General features: G+C 67.9%; 13 protein-coding genes and 1 pseudogene. 8 read left to right on the forward strand and 6 right to left on the reverse strand.

Features of this window, described 5'->3' with window-relative positions; translation table 11 throughout:
• From EON91_RS11445 to EON91_RS11455, 3 genes are all read left to right on the forward strand, one after another.
• A partial coding sequence (locus EON91_RS11445; RefSeq protein WP_292094825.1) for a DUF4893 domain-containing protein occupies nucleotides 1-597 on the forward strand: 597 nt, incomplete at its 5' end.
• Nucleotides 543-1,820: an NAD(P)/FAD-dependent oxidoreductase gene (locus EON91_RS11450; RefSeq protein ID WP_292094826.1), complete on the forward strand. Its 1,278-nt coding sequence runs from the start codon at nucleotides 543-545 to the stop codon at nucleotides 1,818-1,820. The genes EON91_RS11445 and EON91_RS11450, both read left to right, overlap by 55 nt.
• Before the next feature lie 28 nt (nucleotides 1,821-1,848).
• Nucleotides 1,849-2,256 carry a hypothetical protein gene (locus EON91_RS11455; RefSeq protein ID WP_292094827.1) on the forward strand — a complete coding sequence of 136 codons (408 nt, stop codon included), beginning with the start codon at nucleotides 1,849-1,851 and terminating at the stop codon, nucleotides 2,254-2,256.
• Between the two features lie 3 nt (nucleotides 2,257-2,259).
• Here the strand turns inward: EON91_RS11455 and EON91_RS11460 are convergent, their stop codons facing one another.
• Nucleotides 2,260-2,979 carry a Crp/Fnr family transcriptional regulator gene (locus EON91_RS11460; RefSeq protein ID WP_292094830.1) on the reverse strand — a complete coding sequence of 240 codons (720 nt, stop codon included), beginning with the start codon at nucleotides 2,977-2,979 and terminating at the stop codon, nucleotides 2,260-2,262.
• A 159-nt stretch (nucleotides 2,980-3,138) separates the two neighbouring features.
• On the opposite strand from EON91_RS11460, the gene EON91_RS11465 reads away from it, so the two are divergent.
• On the forward strand, nucleotides 3,139-3,348 hold the full coding sequence (locus EON91_RS11465; RefSeq protein WP_292094832.1) for a hypothetical protein: 210 nt from the start codon (nucleotides 3,139-3,141) through the stop codon (nucleotides 3,346-3,348).
• Here the strand turns inward: EON91_RS11465 and EON91_RS11470 are convergent.
• Nucleotides 3,345-3,581 (reverse strand): hypothetical protein, encoded by a 237-nt coding sequence (locus tag EON91_RS11470; RefSeq protein WP_292094835.1) that lies wholly within the window; start codon nucleotides 3,579-3,581, stop codon nucleotides 3,345-3,347. The genes EON91_RS11465 and EON91_RS11470 overlap by 4 nt on opposite strands.
• A gap of 80 nt (nucleotides 3,582-3,661) precedes the next feature.
• Nucleotides 3,662-5,311, reverse strand: a complete 1,650-nt coding sequence (locus tag EON91_RS11475) for a serine hydrolase (protein WP_292094837.1) — start codon at nucleotides 5,309-5,311, stop codon at nucleotides 3,662-3,664.
• 190 nt (nucleotides 5,312-5,501) lie between these two features.
• Here EON91_RS11475 and EON91_RS11480 point away from each other — a divergent pair, with 190 nt between their 5' ends.
• A complete protein-coding gene (locus tag EON91_RS11480) occupies nucleotides 5,502-7,760 on the forward strand; it encodes a TonB-dependent receptor (protein ID WP_292094839.1) in 2,259 nt (752 codons plus the stop codon).
• 18 nt (nucleotides 7,761-7,778) lie between these two features.
• On the opposite strand, the gene EON91_RS11485 is transcribed toward EON91_RS11480, so the two are convergent.
• Nucleotides 7,779-9,707 (reverse strand): BCCT family transporter, encoded by a 1,929-nt coding sequence (locus EON91_RS11485; protein ID WP_292094841.1) that lies wholly within the window; start codon nucleotides 9,705-9,707, stop codon nucleotides 7,779-7,781.
• 139 nt (nucleotides 9,708-9,846) lie between these two features.
• On the opposite strand from EON91_RS11485, the gene clpB reads away from it, so the two are divergent.
• The 3 genes from clpB to EON91_RS11500 all read left to right on the forward strand — a co-directional run bounded on the left by clpB (nucleotide 9,847) and on the right by EON91_RS11500 (nucleotide 14,612).
• Nucleotides 9,847-12,435: an ATP-dependent chaperone ClpB gene (clpB, locus tag EON91_RS11490; protein ID WP_292094843.1), complete on the forward strand. Its 2,589-nt coding sequence runs from the start codon at nucleotides 9,847-9,849 to the stop codon at nucleotides 12,433-12,435.
• Nucleotides 12,436-13,098: 663 nt separating this feature from the next.
• The gene (locus EON91_RS11495) at nucleotides 13,099-13,743 is read left to right on the forward strand and encodes a hypothetical protein (RefSeq protein WP_292094846.1); all 645 of its coding nucleotides are present in this window, start codon (nucleotides 13,099-13,101) and stop codon (nucleotides 13,741-13,743) included.
• 422 nt (nucleotides 13,744-14,165) lie between these two features.
• Complete coding sequence (locus EON91_RS11500) at nucleotides 14,166-14,612, forward strand: GIY-YIG nuclease family protein (RefSeq protein WP_292094849.1); 447 nt, start codon at nucleotides 14,166-14,168, stop codon at nucleotides 14,610-14,612.
• Between the two features lie 226 nt (nucleotides 14,613-14,838).
• Here EON91_RS11500 and EON91_RS11505 read toward each other — a convergent pair whose 3' ends face one another.
• Complete coding sequence (locus EON91_RS11505) at nucleotides 14,839-15,825, reverse strand: hypothetical protein (RefSeq protein WP_292094852.1); 987 nt, start codon at nucleotides 15,823-15,825, stop codon at nucleotides 14,839-14,841.
• Nucleotides 15,826-15,911: 86 nt separating this feature from the next.
• Nucleotides 15,912-16,798: pseudogene (locus tag EON91_RS11510) on the reverse strand (hypothetical protein); the annotation flags it as partial.

Consider the following 16,798-nt stretch of genomic DNA (forward strand, 5'->3'; position numbering starts at 1 on the left):
TCGCCGCCCCCGCCGCCGCCGCCTTCGGGCGGCGATGTCGGGACGCCCGCGCCGATGCTGCGCGACTGGCGCACCATCATCACCAGTACGGACCGTGATCGCTACACCCGCCGCGATTCGGCCTGGGAGCTGGCCCTGCAACAGGCCCGCCGCCAGCGCGGCTCGGGCGACCTGCGCGCCCTGGGCGAACTGATCGAGCCGGACGCCGCCCGTCCCTCGGTCATTCCGCCCGCTGGCGACTATCGCTGCCGCACCGTCAAGCTGGGCTCACAGGGCGGCGAGGACGGGCTGGGCTATGTCGTCTATGGCTGGTTCGCCTGCCGGATCGAGGACACGCCGCGCGGCCTGAAATTCTCCAAGCTGACCGGCTCACAGCGCCCCTCCGGCCTGCTGTTCCCCGAGAACGACCGCCACATGGTCATGCTGGGCTCGATGGCCCTGGCGTCCGAACCGCCCGCCAACTCCTACGGCCAGCGGCCCGACCGCGATCTGGTCGCCGTGCTGGAGCGGACCGGCGAGCGGCGCTGGCGACTGGTGATCCCGTGGCCGCAGAACGAGTCCAACCTCGATCTGATCGAACTGGTCCCCACCCCCTGACTGCCGGCCGCCTGAAACCGGCCGGGCCGCGCGACATCGCCGTCGTCGGCGCCGGCCCCACTGGCCTGGCCCTGGCCCTGATGCTGGCGCGTCAGGGGCGACGCGTGACGATCCACGAACGGTTCGACGCCGCTCGCCCGGTCGGCGCGGGCTTCCTGCTGCAGCCCACCGGCCAGGCGGTTCTCGATACGCTGGACCTGACGCCGCAGGTCGAGGTCCTGGCCCAGCCGGTGCGGCGCCTGTTCGGTTGCGCCGCCCCGACCGGCCGCACGGTGCTGGACGTGCGGTACGACGATCTGAACACGCCGCGCCCGGCGCTGGGCGTCCACCGCGCCGCCCTGTTCGACGTGCTGTTCCGCGCCGCCTTGGCCGACGGGGTGACTGTCCAGACCGGCTGCGAGATCACCGGCGCCGACGACGGGCGGCTGGTCCGGGCCGACGGATCGACGACCGCACGGTTCGATCTGGTGGTCGATGCCTCCGGCGCCGGGTCGCGCATCGCCGCGCCCCTGTCCGGCGGCTCGGCCAACGGCGGGCGGGCCTTCGCCTATGGCGCCCTGTGGGCCACCGTCCCGTGGCCCGGCGACGGCTTCGATGAGCAGGCGCTGGAGCAGGTCTATCGCGGCGCGGACAAGATGATCGGCGTCCTGCCCGTGGGCCGTCGCCCCGACAGCCCCCAGCGACTGGCCACCTTCTTCTGGAGCCTGCGGGCCGACGCGCATGCGGCCTGGCTGTCCGGTGGTCTGGGCGCATGGCGGGACGAGGTCGCCGCCCTGTGGCCGCGCGTCGCCCCCGTCGTGGCCGGCCTGACCGACCCCGGGCAACTGACCTTCGCCCGCTATCGCCACCACACCGTCCATCGCCCGGTCGGCCCCCGGCTGGCGATCATCGGCGACGCCGCCCACGCCACCAGTCCGCAGCTGGGGCAGGGGGTCAACATGGGCCTGCTGGACGCCCACGCCCTGGCGCAGGCGCTGGATCGGCACGGCGATCTGGACCGCGCCCTCAACGCCTATGCCGCCGCCCGGCGCTGGCATGTGCGGCTGTATCAGGCCCTCAGTCTGACCTTCACCCCCTTCTATCAGGCGGACGGCCGCGTCCTGCCGTGGATCCGTGATCATGTGCTGGGCAAGGTCGCGCGCCTGCCGCTGGCGCCGCGCCTGCTGGCGGCGACCGTTTCAGGTCTGCTGCTTGACCCGCGTCCCGCCGACCGCCAACGGTGACGCCGGTTTCAGGAAGAGGGGATTCGTCATGCGCAACGCCGGACTGACTTTGGGAATGATCGTCGCTATCGTGGCAGTGCTGCTGGTCGTGCTGGTCGGCTTCCCGACCTACAACGTCTATTCCAAGCAGATGGCGGGTAAGGCGGCGTACGAAGAGGCGGTTCAGAACCGCCGCATCCGCGTGCTGGAGGCCCAGGCGGCGCTGGATTCCGCCACCCTGACCGCCCGGGCCGAGATCGAGCGCGCCAAGGGCACGAACGAGGCCAACCGCATCATGGCCCAGTCGCTGGGCGGCCCCGACAACTATCTGCGCTGGAGCTATATCAACATGCTTCAGGAAACCTCGGGTCAGGGCGATCGCCAGGTCATCTACATCCCGACCGAGGCGGGCATGCCGATCCTGGAGGCCGGTCAGCGCCCGCAGACCGCGCGCTGACCTCTAGACCGGCTCGTTCTGTAGCCGCAGATAGGTCGGGTCGAACTCGGCGATGGCGGCCAGTCGCGGCCAGTTGATGATCTCGACGCGCGACTGGTTCCAGCGCACCAGGCCCTCGCGCCGCAGTTCGGCGATCAGCCGGTTCACATGCACCGTCGACAGGCCCAGGGCGTCGCCCAGCATCGACTGGGTCAGCGGCAGGTCGAACCCGGCCCCCTCGGTCTGGCCCACGGCCTTCAGCCGCACATAGAGTTCGCACAGAAGGTGGGCCAGATGGCCCAGTCCGCTGCGCCGCCCCATGGCCACCAGCCACTGCCGGTGGATAGCGGCGTCCACCACCGTCTCCAGCCACAGCATCCGCGCCAGATGGGGATGTTTCTCGGTCAGGTCGCGCAGGCGGCTGTGCGGCGCGCTGGAGATCTCGCACGGGGTCAGGGTCATGACGCCGTGGTCCATCTGTTTCATCAGCAGGCTGTGCAGATCGACGAAGTCGCCCGTCACATTGATCTCGGTGATCTGTCGCCGCCCGTCGCTCAGCGTCGAATAGCGGGCGGTCAGGCCCGACACGATCAGCAGGCTGTGCGAGGCGTGGGCGTGCTCACGCATGATGTCGACATTGGCGGCGATGGCGCGGGGCGGATCCAGCACATCTTTCAACGCCGCGATCTCCACAGGCGAAAGCTGGTCCCTACGCGACAGCTTTTCGATCAGGGCGTTCGTCATGGCGGTCTGTCGTTCCTATCGGCCCAACGCGTGGATTGACCAAGCGTTGCCGTAAGCCCGTGTCAGACTTTGCCTGCCTCGCAATTCACATATGTGAATGTCCAGCTTTCATAATGGCTTATGGCAAAGGTGCGCGATCGTCGCGCGGGGGCGTCCTGCATGACATCATACCTTTGCCTGGTGACCACACGCCCCGGTCAGGTGCCGCAACTGCGCCACCTGGAATGCGACGGCGATCATCAGGTCGAGGCCGCCCTGCCGTCCATCCTGGGCGAATGGGACAGCGTCCATCAGGTCGAGGTGTTCGACGGCGAAAGACTGGTCCTGACCGCGTCGGGCCAGGCCGTCACCGACGCCGCCCGCGTCTAGTTCAACGCTTCCCCCGCTCTGGCCGTCAGCACGACCACGGGGTTCTGTTCGGCGTCCATCACGATGACCTTGAACACCCCCGTCTCCCAGAAGGTGGCGGCCCCCCGGTGCAGCAGGATCTCGCCCATCACCTTGACCGCCTCGGCGCGCGCGGCGTCCTCGTCCGCCAATTCGACCCCGTCCTCATCGGCGAATCGCTCGCCGTTCTCGGTGTGGAAATAGAAATGCGGCAAGGAACCCCTCCTGAGCGGACGTTTCGATAAGGCGCGGCGGCGGATTTCGTTCACCCGCCGCCCGGTCCCTGATCCGGCGCTCAGACGCGGGTCAGCTTCAGGTCCTGATAGTCGTAGCTGAAGTCGATGTCGGGACTGACGCCCTTCAGCGTCGCCGACACGGCCGCGCCGCCCTCGACTTTGAAGGTGACGAAGGCGTCCTCCTCGCGTTTGTCGATGAACCGCGTGCGGAAGGTCTCGCCGTCATACGGCTCCAGCCAGCCCTTCAGCGCGGGCGTGTGGGTGAATGCGATCCACAGGCCCGATTTGCGGTTCCGCCCCCGCCCTTCGGTCTTCTGTTCGATGACGATGTCGCCGTACCAGGGGTCGCGCCACGTCCCGACATAGGCCGCCAGGGCCAGCGACGGCGCCGCGCCCGCCGCCTGTTTGGCGTCGATCTCGGCGGCGGCCTTGATCGACTTCACATTGCCCTCGTCCCGCAGCTTCACCCCGTCGGCGACCCAGTCGAAGTCGGCCTTGCCCATCAGGATGTCGGCGATCCCCGAGCGCAGCGCCCGCAGCAGCAAGCTCTCTTCCGCATTGGTGAAGACCGAGAAGCCCAGCTTGCGCCCCGGGATCAGCACCGTGCCCGAAATGTATCCCGGCGCCCCGCCGCCGTGCGTCACCATCCGCTCGCCGCGATAATCCTGGACCTGCCAGCCCATGGCGTAGGTCGAGGCGATGGCCCGGCCGGGCAGCTCGCCGGTCGGCCCGGCCGAGGACGAGACGATGATGTTCGGCCGCCACATCTCGCGCCCCGCCACCTCGGAAAACAGGCGCGTGCCGTCCGGCAGTTCGCCGCCCTTCAGCTGCACCGCGATCCATTTGGCCCAGTCCCCGGGCGTGGTGCAGATGCCGCCCGCGGCGCCCGCCGAATCCCAATTCCAGACCTCGGCGATCGACTGGCCGATGGTCTGCATCGCGCCCTGGTAACGCAGCGGCGGCCCGACCCGCCCATGCGGCAGGGCCGACCTGGCCGGATCGGCCAGCTTCGCCAGCGGCACGGTCTCGGTCATGCCCAGCTTGTCCAGGATCCGTGTCTGGACGAACTGCTCCCACGGCATGCCCGATGCGGCGGCGACGATCTCGCCCGCCACCACGAACATCAGGTTGCAATAGTGATAGCGCGCCCGGAACCCGTCTTCGATCGGCACGAACGGAACCGCCGCCATCACCTCGGCCCGCGTCCGCGTGCTGTTGGGCCAGAACAACAGGTCGCCGGCGCCCAGGCCGAAACCGGCGCGGTGGCTCAGCGTATCGCGCACCGTGATCCGCTCGCCGATCACCGGGTCCGACAGGGTAAAGCCGGGCAGATAGGTTTTCACCGGCTCGTCCCACTTCACCTTGCCCTCGTCGACCAGGATAGCCAGGGCGGCGGCGGTCACCGCCTTGGTGTTCGAGGCGATGGCGAAGACGGTGTGTTCGTCGATGGGGCGCGTGTCGCCCTTCTTCCGCACGCCATAGCCGCGGGCCAGCAACGGCGCGCCTTCGCGCACCACGGCGACCGACACCGCCGGCTGATCCGGAAACGCCGCCATGGCACGCTTCACATAGGCGTCCACCGCCGCGATCAGCGCGTCATCGGTCACCGCCGCCTGGCGCGCCCAGCTGGCCGAGGGCAAGGCGACCGCGCCCGCCGCTCCGGCGGAGGCGAACAGGGCGGAACGGCGCGACAGGCGGACGGTGGTCATCGATAAGCTCCCGACATCAGGGCCGCGACGCTAGCGCGGCTGTTCGCCGAAAGCCAAGGGGGCGTCGCCGTTTCGTGTCCAGGCTGCAACCTGCCGCAACACCCCCGAAACATTGCCGCAAAGTAAGTAGGGCAGGGTGGCCTTTGCTGATAACCGCCTGCCGACGACCCAGGCCCCCAGGACGCCCCCCATGACCCGCTTTCAAACCGCTCTGCTGACCGGCGTGGCGATGGCCGCCTTCGGCGCCCCCGCGCTCGCCCAGACGGCCCCGGCCCAGACAGCCCCAGCCCAGACGGCCCGGGCCCAGGCCGCTCCAGCGCCCGCCCCCCAGGACCAGCCGTCGCAGGACACGCCCGCAAAGGTCGAGGACGTGGTGGTCAGCGGCCGCGCCGACGACGTGCGCACCTCGATCGATTCCGTCAGCTACAGCCTGGCCAACGATCTGCAGGCCACCACCGGCAGCCTGGCCGACGCCCTGCGCAACGTGCCGTCGGTGGACGTGGACCCGGACGGCAATGTCTCGCTGCGGGGCGATTCCAACGTCACCATCCTGGTCGACGGCCGTCCGTCGGGCGTCCTGACGGGCCAGAGCCGCGCCCAGGCCCTGCTGCAGCTGCCGGCGGACCAGTACGCCCGCATCGAGGTCATGACCAATCCCTCCGCCGCCTACAGCCCTGAAGGGTCCGGCGGGGTCATCAACCTGATCACCAAGCCCACGGCGCCTCGTCCCGGAACCCAGACGACCGGTTCGGTCCGCGCCAACGTCGGCGACAACGGCCGCTGGAACGGCGGGATCAGCGGCTCGCGCCAGGACGGTAAACTGACCCTGTCCGGCGACCTGAGCTATCGGGCCGACCCCAACACCGTCGAGTTCAACCGGGTGCGCGAACAGCTCGACCCGGCCACCGGCGCCGTGGTCTCCACCACCCGCTCGGATATGGGCGTGGATATGGATCAGGGCGGGGCCTTCAGCCGCCTGTCGGCCGAGTACCGCGTGACCGACAAGACCCAGCTGACCGCCGAGCTGCGCGGCATGGCCTTCAACGGCGACGGGACCAACGCCGCCCTGTTCCAGACGCGCGACGGCGCGGGCGTGCTGACCAGCGCCTATCGGCGCGACGGCCGGGTCGAGTTCGACTTCGTCAACTGGGGCGCCACCGCCCGCGTGCTGCATCAGTTCGACACCTCGGGCCATGAATGGTCGAACGAGCTGCGCTACGACCGCAACAGCAACGAGACCACGGCCCAAGGCGGCTTCACCTACGACCTACCCTCCACCCCGTCTCTGTACGAACGGTCGGAAAACGAGACCGATCAGGTCAATCTGGGCTTCACCAGCGCCTACACCCGGCCGACGGCGGACGGCGGCAAGGTGCGTCTGGGTTATGAGCTCACCGATCAGCGCCCGGATCAGGAAACGACCCTGCTGCGCGGCCCGTCCGAAGCCGCCCTGACCGTCGTGCCCGCGCTCAGCAACCGGTTCGAGGCGCACCAGACCGTGCACGCCCTTTACGGCACATGGGAAAAGCCCCTGACCGAAAAGCTGTCGGCCCAGGCCGGGCTGCGGCTGGAGCAGGCGGACATCGAGATCGAGGACCTGACCGGCGGAACCTCGGCGTCGCAGGACTATTTCCGCGCCTATCCGACGGCGCATATTCAGTATCAGCTGACCGACGCCCAGACCCTGCGGGCCAGCTATTCGCGCCGCATCCAGCGACCCCAGCCGAACCAGCTGAATCCCTTCGTCTCCTATCAGGATCCGCTGAACCTGCGCTCCGGCAATCCCGACCTGGAGCCGCAGGAAACGGACTCCTTCGAGGCCATGTGGCAGATGCGCCAGGGTCAGACCTTCTATCAGGCGACGGCCTATTATCGTGACACGGACAAGGCCTTCACCGATGTGGCGACCGACATCGGCGGCGGCGTCCTGCTGACCCGGCCCGAGAATCTGGGCGCGCGTCGCGACATGGGCGTCGAGGTCACCGCCAACGGCCGCCTGCACTCGACGCTGCGCTACAACGCCAGCGTCAATGTGTTCCAGCAGCGGATCGACGCGGCGGGCATCGTCGGCGGCCAGGACCGCGAAGACGTCATCGCATCGGGCCGTCTCAGCCTGAACTGGCAGCCGACGCCCGATGACTTCGTCCAGCTGATGGGCATGTGGCACGGCGACAGCCTGCAGGCGCAGGGCACGCGCGAGGGCGGCGGCATGGTCAACCTGGGCTATCGCCGCAAGTTGACGGACAAGCTGTCCTTCAACTTCACCGGCCGCGACCTGTTCAACAGCTTCAACAGTGCGACGGTCTATGACACGCCGCTGTTCCGTGAACGCGCCGAGCAGAACATCAAGCTGCGCGCCTTCTACGTCGGCCTGACCTACACCCTCGGCTCCAGCCCGCGCCGTCAGCCGGAACAGTTCGACTTCTCGACCGGTCCGTCGGGCGGATAAGGCCTCAGGCCAGACGGCTTAGGCCAGACGCCACAGGCCCAGCTGTTCCAGCACGTCCGCCACCAGCTGGGCGCGGGTGAAGCCCGTGACGTCCCGGGGCCGGCTGCCGTCGCCCGTCTGGGCGACCATCCGCCATTCCAGGGCTCGCCGGCCCTCGGGCGCCTCCAGTGCGGTCAATGCGGGACGAGGCCGCGACCGCATCCCGACGCGGTACAGGAAGTCGCGGCCGTTCGCGTGCTCCGTCACCAGCCAGACCGCGGCCTCGTCCATCTCCACGCGGCTGTTCTCCAGCCCCTCGCCGATCAGGGCGTCGCGAACCTCGACCAAGGCGGGGGCGGCGTTGCGCTCCAGCTGACGCGCGATGTCCTTGCGGCTGGCGGGCGACAGAATGCGCTTCAGCCGCTCGCCGATCGGCGCATGCTCCACATCGACGGCCTCGCCCTTCAGGTCGGCGTTGATCTGGCGCGTCAGACCGAAGGCCAGCAGGATCATGATCACGGCGAACGGCAGGGCCGCCACCAGGGTCGCGGCCTGCAAGGCGCCCAGCCCCCCGGCCAGCAGCAGCAGCGCCGCCGCCAGGCCCAGCATCACGCACCAGTAGATGCGCTGCCAGCGCGGCGTGTCCTCCGCCCCGCCGGACGCGATGGTGTCGATGACCAGCGAGCCGGAGTCCGCCGAGGTGACGAAGAAGACGCCGACCAGCGCGATGGCCAGGGTCGAGGTGATCGCCGCGCCCGGCAGATACTCCAGGAAATGGAACAGGGCCGTCGACAGGTCCGTCTGGACGGCCTGTGAGATCGCCCCTGCAGCCGAGCCCATGTCGAAGGCCATGGCCGAATTGCCGAAGATCGTCATCCACAGGAAGGTGAAGGCGGTCGGGACCAGCAGCACCCCGGCGATAAACTCCCTGACCGTCCGCCCGCGCGAGATACGGGCGATGAACATGCCCACAAACGGCGACCAGGCGATCCACCAGGCCCAGTAGAACAGGGTCCAGTCCGCCATCCAGGCGCGCGGCTCATAGGCGTAGAGGGTGAAGGTGCGGACGAAGAAATGGTCCAGATACAGACCGAAATTCTGCACATAGGCGCGCAGCAGGAACAGCGTCGGCCCCACGGCCAGAACGAACAGCATCAGCCCGACGGCCAGCACCAGATTCAGCTCGGACAGTCGGCGCACGCCCCGGTCCACGCCCGACAGGACCGACAGGGTGGCGACGCCCATGACGACCGCGATCAGCACGACCTGAACGACCACCGTATTGGGCAGGCCGAACACATAGTGCAGCCCCGACGTCATCTGCGCCACGCCCAGGCCCAGCGACGTCGCGATCCCGAACAGCGTCCCGCAGATGGCGAAGATGTCGACCGCGTCGCCGATCGGCCCGTCGATCTGCTTGCCCAGCAGCGGATAGAGGCCCGACCGCATGGTCAGCGGCAGGCCCTTCCGGTGCGCGAAATAGGCCAGGCTGAGCCCCACCACCGCATAGATGGCCCAGGCGTGGACGCCCCAGTGGGTATAGGTGATGACCATCGCCTCGCGCGCGGCCAGGAAGGTCCCCGGCTGCACGTCCGGCGGGGCGATATAGTGCTGCACCGGCTCGGCGACGGCGAAATACATCAGGCCGATGCCCATGCCCGCCGCGAACAGCATGGCCAGCCACGAGACATAGGGAAAATCCGGCTCGGCGTCTTCCGGCCCCAGCTTCAGACGCCCCGCCGGACTGATCGCCAGCACGGCGACGAACAGCAGGAACCCCGCCACCGCCGCCACATAAAACCACCCGAAGGTGTCGATCACCCAGGCCTGCGCCCGACTGAACACCAGACCAGAGGTCGAAGGGGCGATAAGGGCGAGCGTCAGCAGGGCCCCCGCGATGGCGCTGGCGCCCCAGAAGACGCGGGGGTTCATCTTGGTCGTCACCATGCGGGTGCAAGCGTCAGGCAAAGGCAGAGGTTCCGTCGATCCGGCCCGTCCCTCTTGATCCCTGCCCGACATCTGCCCACCTCGGTATCGACACGGCTCAAGGCGTCGCTTCGTGAAGGGCGCCGAAAGGTCCATGATCCGCCTGACAGGGGATGTAACGATGAACCTCGACCTCTATTCCGACCGCGCCAAACAGTCGGTCCAGTCCGCCCAGTCGCTGGCCCTCGCCCGCCGGCACCAGCAGTTCGCGCCCGAACACCTGCTCAAGGTTCTGCTTGAGGAACGCGACGGTCTGGCGCGCAAGCTGATCGGCGCCGCAGGCGGCGATCCCGCCGCGGCCGAGGCCGTGGTCGAGGGCCTGCTGAAGAAGCGGCCCCAGGTCCAGGGCGGCTCGGGCCAGCTGTATCTGGACGGCGACACCGCCCGCGTGTTCAGCGCCGCCGAAGAGGCGTCGAAAAAGTCCGGCGACGCCTTCGTCACCACCGAACGCTTGCTGTGGGCCGTGGCGAAAGAGGGCGGCCCTGCGGCCGAGGCGCTGAAACAGGTCGGCGTCACGCCCCAGAAGCTTGAGGCCGCCATCGCCGACATTCGCAAGGGCAAGACCGCCGACAGCGCCGGGGCCGAAGACGCCTATGACGCGCTGAACCGCTATGCCCGCGACCTGACCGAAGCCGCCCGCGACGGCAAGGTCGACCCCGTCATCGGCCGCGACGAGGAGATCCGCCGCACCATCCAGGTGCTGGCCCGCCGCACCAAGAACAACCCCGTCCTGATCGGCGAGCCCGGCGTCGGCAAGACCGCCATCGTCGAGGGTCTGGCCCTGCGCATCGTCAACGGCGACGTGCCCGAAAGCCTCAAGGACAAGAAGGTCCTGTCGCTGGACATGGGCAGCCTGATCGCCGGCGCCAAATACCGGGGCGAGTTCGAGGAGCGGCTGAAGGCCGTGCTGAACGAGACCGCCGCCGCCGAGGGCCAGGTCATCCTGTTCATCGACGAGATGCACACCCTGGTCGGCGCCGGAAAGGGCGACGGCGCCATGGACGCCTCCAACCTGCTGAAACCCGCCCTGGCGCGCGGCGAGCTGCACTGTGTCGGCGCGACGACCCTGGATGAATACCGTAAGCATGTGGAAAAGGACGCCGCCCTGGCCCGGCGCTTCCAGCCGGTCTTCGTCGCCGAACCCAGCGTCGAGGACACCGTCTCGATCCTGCGCGGCCTGAAGGAGAAGTACGAGGTCCACCACGGCGTGCGCATCGCCGACGGCGCCATCGTGGCCGCCGCCACCTTGTCGAACCGCTACATCACCGACCGCTTCCTGCCCGACAAGGCGATCGACCTGATCGACGAGGCCGCCAGCCGCGTCCGCATGGCCGTGGACAGCAAGCCCGAGGCCCTGGACGAGATCGACCGCCGCCTGGTCCAGCTGAAGATCGAGCGCGAGGCCCTGAAAAAGGAAACCGACGACGCCTCTCGCCACCGGCTTGAGCGGCTGGACGACGAGATCGACGCCTTGCAGGCCGAGTCCGACGACCTGACCGCCCGCTGGAAGTCGGAAAAGGAAAAGGTCGGGCAGGGCGCCCAGTTGCGCGAGACCCTGGACCGCCTGCGCCTTGAACTGGCCGCCGCCCAGCGCTCCGGCGATCTGGGCCGCGCGTCAGAGATCGCCTACGGCCAGATCCCCCAGCTGGAAAAGCAGTTGGCCGAGGCCGAGGCGAACGAGGCCCCCGCCGAAGGCCCCCTGACCCCCGAGGTCGTCGACGCCCAACAGATCGCCGCCGTCGTCAGCCGCTGGACCGGCGTCCCGGTCGACAAGATGCTGGAGGGCGAGCGCGAAAAACTGCTGTCGATGGAGGACGCCCTGCGCGCCCGCGTCGTCGGCCAGGACGAGGCGCTGGAGGCCGTGTCCGACGCCGTGCGCCGCGCCCGCGCCGGGCTGAACGACCCCAACCGCCCGCTCGGCTCCTTCCTGTTCCTGGGGCCCACGGGCGTCGGCAAGACCGAGCTGACCAAGGCCCTGGCCGCCTTCCTGTTCGACGACGACAGCGCCATCACCCGCATCGACATGTCCGAATATATGGAGAAGCACAGCGTCTCCCGCCTGATCGGCGCCCCGCCCGGTTATGTCGGTTATGACGAGGGCGGCGCCCTGACCGAGGCCGTGCGCCGCCGCCCCTATCAGGTCGTCCTGTTCGACGAGGTCGAAAAGGCCCACCCCGACGTGTTCAATACCCTGCTTCAGGTGCTGGACGACGGCCGCCTGACAGACGGTCAGGGCCGGACCATCGACTTCAAGAACACCCTGATCATCATGACCTCGAACCTGGGCTCGGACGCCCTGGCCAACCAGGCCGAGGGCGAGGACGTCGAGGCCGTCCGCCCTTGGGTCATGGAGGCCGTCCGCGCCCACTTCCGGCCCGAGTTCCTGAACCGCATCGACGAGATCATCCTGTTCCGCCGTCTGGGCCGCGAACAGATGGGCGGCATCGTCCGCATCCAGCTGGCCCGCCTGGAAAAGCTGATGGCCGACCGCCGCCTGACCCTGGCCATCGACGACAGCGCCCTGACCTGGCTCGCCGACAAGGGCTACGACCCCGTCTACGGCGCCCGCCCCCTGAAACGCGTTATCCAAAAGGAGCTGGTCGACCCGATGGCCAGGAAACTGCTGGCCGGCGAGATCGAGGACGGCGGGGTTATTGCGGTGTCAGCGGGCGAAGGCGGGCTGGAGATCGGGAAGGCGCGGGTGCATTAGACAATCTTGGGTTTACGCGACTCAAAAAACCGCGTGATGTTAGGAGATGCTGTCTCTTGACGAAGTTGACCGACTGCTAGCGCATCGCAAAGAGATCGGTGGCCAGCCGCATTGGCAAGAAGACCCGACAACTAATGGCCGGGCGCTTCTTGTCGCCCCATTGCTGTTGGATGGTATCGTTGCGAGCGGGGTGGAAATTCGTGGCAATGCAACAATACGGACTCAAAGGCAGTCTGTAAGCGTAGTTCTGATCGCCGCTGGCGACCCGGTTCAGCGATTGAGCTTTAGGCCCAAGGCTGAACACGTGAACTCTTTTCGTCCTGACTTGCCGCTCAATCTACGTGGTAGGAGACTTCCTGCGGACGAAACGCGCTTCTATCCATGGGAGTTGAACCGTCGCTGGCCTCGCCAGCGTCAACCTCGGGAAAGGTACGACGCGTATGTCGTCGATCCTGCTGTGACCGATTTCGACGTTGCCATGATGTTCTTCCTAGACAGATGTAATATCGTAGGGAGCATCCCGCCCCCGCCTCACCGGCCGGAGCTTTTCTAGTGTCAGACCAATACGAAGCTCTCCGAGACGCAATCGCGAATAGTCAGCAACCTTGGTTTGCTGACGGTCAGATTCATGTTCCGACAACCACACTGTTTCCTAGTGGAGACGTGATCAATCTTACGATCATACCCAATAGAAGTGGCGGGTATCGTGTGTCTGATGAGGGCTTAGGGCGCACGGCCATTCTGGACGAAGGCGTTCATCATATGAGACCCGGTGACCGCCGCAGAGCTGAAGCTATCGCGGAACAATCGGGCTTACGCTTTGAGGGGGATGCCTTCGTCGTTGAGGATGTGGGTGCACATAACCTTGCGACTGCTATCGCCCTCGTTGCTGAGGCTTCTCGGGCGTGGGCTACCCAAATGCTAGAGCGCTCGGCCAGAAATCGCGAACGTGCTCTATTCGATGCGGTGAAGGAGAAGTTGGAGCGGGCTTACTCGACGCCTATGGTTCAGTCGAAGGTGGCTGTTTTGGGCGCGAGCAGCAGCCAATACGATTTCGATTTCGGGGTGAAACTTAGCGACGGTCGCTTGGCTTTGTTTGAAATTATTAGCCCTGCCCCCCCCTCTGTGGCCTTCGCCCACACGAAGTTCTCTGATGTGCAACGAGCGCAGCCGGAGTGGCCTAGGGAAGCCGTCGTTGAAAACTTGAGCGACTGGCCCTCTGAGTCGCTAGCTCTTATTTCACAGGTCACGTCCCATGTGCGTCCGGCGAGCGCAGATTGGAAAGACCTGCCGCAAATGGCTGCCTAATACGCGAGGCAGTTGTCCAACACCCTCGCTATAGCTCTAGCGTCCGCGTCGTTTCCTTCTCCCGATCAGACAAGGTGGTCGGGCGAGCCGGGCTTGCGCGCTTTGCTCATCCTGCGGTTTGGCGCTTGCTCTCTTTCGTCATCCTCCGGCAAGCCGCGTCAGCGGCGCAGACCGGGGGAGCCAGCGGCGCGCGGGAGCGCGAAGCTGTCGGGGACGGGGCGGATGGGGTTCGCCCTCGCGATGCGAGGACGCCGCTGGGTCCCCCGGTCGCGCTGCGCGCGCCGGAGGATGACGAAAGAGAGAGGGGAGCTGTCGAGGGGCGGGGCGGGCTGAGGGTCGCCTTCGGCGCCGCTGGGTCCCCCGGTCTCAGCTTCGCTTCGCCGGAGGATGACGAAAGAAAGATAAAGGCATAGGTTGTGCGGATGGGGACGCATCGCACCTTTATCGCGACCTACATCATGGCCAAGGGGCGCAACGGGACGCTCTACACCGGCTCGACCTCCAACCTGGAAAGCCGGGTGTGGAAGCACAAGACGCGGGCGTTCCCGGGCTTCACCGACGAGAACGACTGTCACCACCTGGTCTGGTTCGAGCGGCATGCCTGGGTGGTCGAGGCGATCCGGCGCGAGCGGCGGATCAAGAAGTGGATGCGCGACTGGAAGCTGGCGCTGATCGAGCGGGACAACCCGGACTGGCGCGACCTGGCGGCGGACTGGTTCCCGTCGATGACCCGGACTGGACGCCGCCGCCGGACGCGGACTGACCCTTCTTTCGTCATGGCCCGGCTTGACCGGGCCACCCAGCGGCGCGCGGGAGCGCGAAGCCGACAGAGCCTACGGTTGCCGTCTAGCGCCTTCCGGCGCCCCTGATCGGATAGCCGCCTCCAAAAAGCGCCGCCGTTTCAACGTCCGGCGTCGCGCCGACGCCTTTCGACCCGGCGCCCGCCCGACCTGTGGCATCCTGTGACCCGGTCCGGCGACGCGGAGGATTTCAGACGTTTCAGACGAATCAGACCCTGTTTTTCACCGCCGCCATCGCCGCGTTTCAGACCAATCAGACCTTTCAGACTGTCTTTTTCGGGTCTGAAACGGCGCCTCAACCCGCCGGGTTGAAGGTCCAGTTCACGCCCTTGTCGGCGGTCAGGCGGAAGGCTGCGCCCTGACGGGCCAGGGTGAAGGTCTCGGGCTTGGCCTCCAGCCGTTCGACCGCGCCGCCGCCGCAGCTCTGGCGGGCGTCGGCGACGACCAGGGTCAGCTGGTCGCCCTGGATCGCGACGCGGCCGCGCTTTTCCTGGCGGACGTTGCGGCATTTGCCCTGGCGGCGTTCCTGGGTGGCGACCCAGTGGAAGCTGCCGTCGGGGCGCACGTCCATCGTCATGGTCCGGCGCACCTGCATCGGCTTGAACGAATAGGAGATGGTCGTGTTGGTCGCCGATCCGGACCCGAAGGTGCCGCCCAGATTGGTGCCGAAGCCCGAGGTCGAGATCATCGGCTGGAATTTGATCTCGGGCCCCCAGACCAGTTCGCTGCCGGTCGAGGACTGGCTCCAGCGGCCGGTCAGATTGGCGGCGCGCACGGCGGCGGCGGCGGCCTGAAGCTCGGCCTGGACGCCCATCGGCTCACCACCGAAATTGGCCTCCATGACGCCTTCGCTTTTCACGACGGCGTCCATGTCGGTCAGGCGCTGGCCCGAGGCGACGGCCTCCATATTGTGGGCGAAGGCGACGATGTCGCCGGGGTTGGGGGTCTCGTCGCCGTCGACGTCCTTCCACACCATGACGTGGTAGTCGCCGACGACGGGCACGATCAGTTCGAAACGGCCGACACCGTTCTCGATCTTGAGCGGGACCTCGGCCTCCTGGGTGCAGGTCTCCTGCGGGGTCAGGCAGGCCAGCACCTTGGCGCCGGTCATGTCCACGTCCCTGGGCGGCAGGACAAAGCCCGAGATGACGCGGGCCGGATCGACCCGGGCCGCGGCGGACGTGCCGGGCCCCTTGGCGCCGGGCGCCGCATCGCCGCAAGCGGACAGGCCCAGGCCGGCGACGACCAGGGCGGACGAGAGGAGGAGGGCGGAACGGGTCATGGGATGCGCCTTGCTGTTTCCCGCTCCATAGGTCGCCGCGCACGCTCCCGCCCGGATCATGCGACGAACGGGCGACCATCCGACGATCAGCCGACCAAAGCTGGCCGGGCGGCGTCGTCGCCACAGCGCGCGCCATGCACGGTCACGTCGGCCTCGCCCAGACCGACGCCCAGCAGATCCAGCAGGCCGCCCACCACCCCGTCCAGCACCGGGGCCAGCGGCCGCAGCAGGGTCCCGACCGCCCCGGCTACATCGCCCAGTCCCAGCCCCAGCGGCCCGGCCTTCACATCCAGCTCCATGCCGGTGAGCAACGACCCGGTCAGGCTGGCGACCCCCTCGCGGGTGCTGAGTGTGCGGGTGCGGGCGGCGGCGATGTCGGCCTCGCTGAAGCGCACCGTGCGAAAGCCGGTGTTGGCCACCTGCAGCTCCGACCGGGCCTTGACCGTGACCAGGTTCAGCAGCGACAGCAGGGTCGCCTTCTGCGGCTTGAGCGGCGTCTTGAAGTCGTCCAGCCGGGTCTCGTCGATCGCACCGATGGCCGCCGTCGCCAGGCCGGGCCGCACGCCCAGATCGACCGCCCCGCCGGGGCAACGAATGGCCTCCAGCCGCGCCTCCGAAGCCGCCAGCTCGACCAGCAGCGGGACCTCGACCTGCGCCAGCCCCGCCAACGCCCGGGCGGTGCGAGCGCGGATATAGACGCGGGTCTGGGCGGTGCGGATCGTGGCGCCGTCCTCGCCCGTCAGGCTGATCCAGGGCGACCGGTTGGGCCGCTCGCCGATGGCGACGCTGGCCTTGATGTCCGACAGGCCGGCGGGCACGTCCAGAGACAGGGCCGTCTGTCGCCGCTCCGAGGCCAGCTCCAGCGTCGTGGTGGCCAGATCCAGCGCCGACACGCGCGTCTCCAGCCCCCGCGCCAACCCGCGGGCGGCGTCGGCCTCGATCCCTGCCAGATCCCCCAGCTTCAGCTTCAACC

The sequence above is a fragment of the Brevundimonas sp. genome (assembly GCF_004210735.1).
Lineage (GTDB): Bacteria > Pseudomonadota > Alphaproteobacteria > Caulobacterales > Caulobacteraceae > Brevundimonas.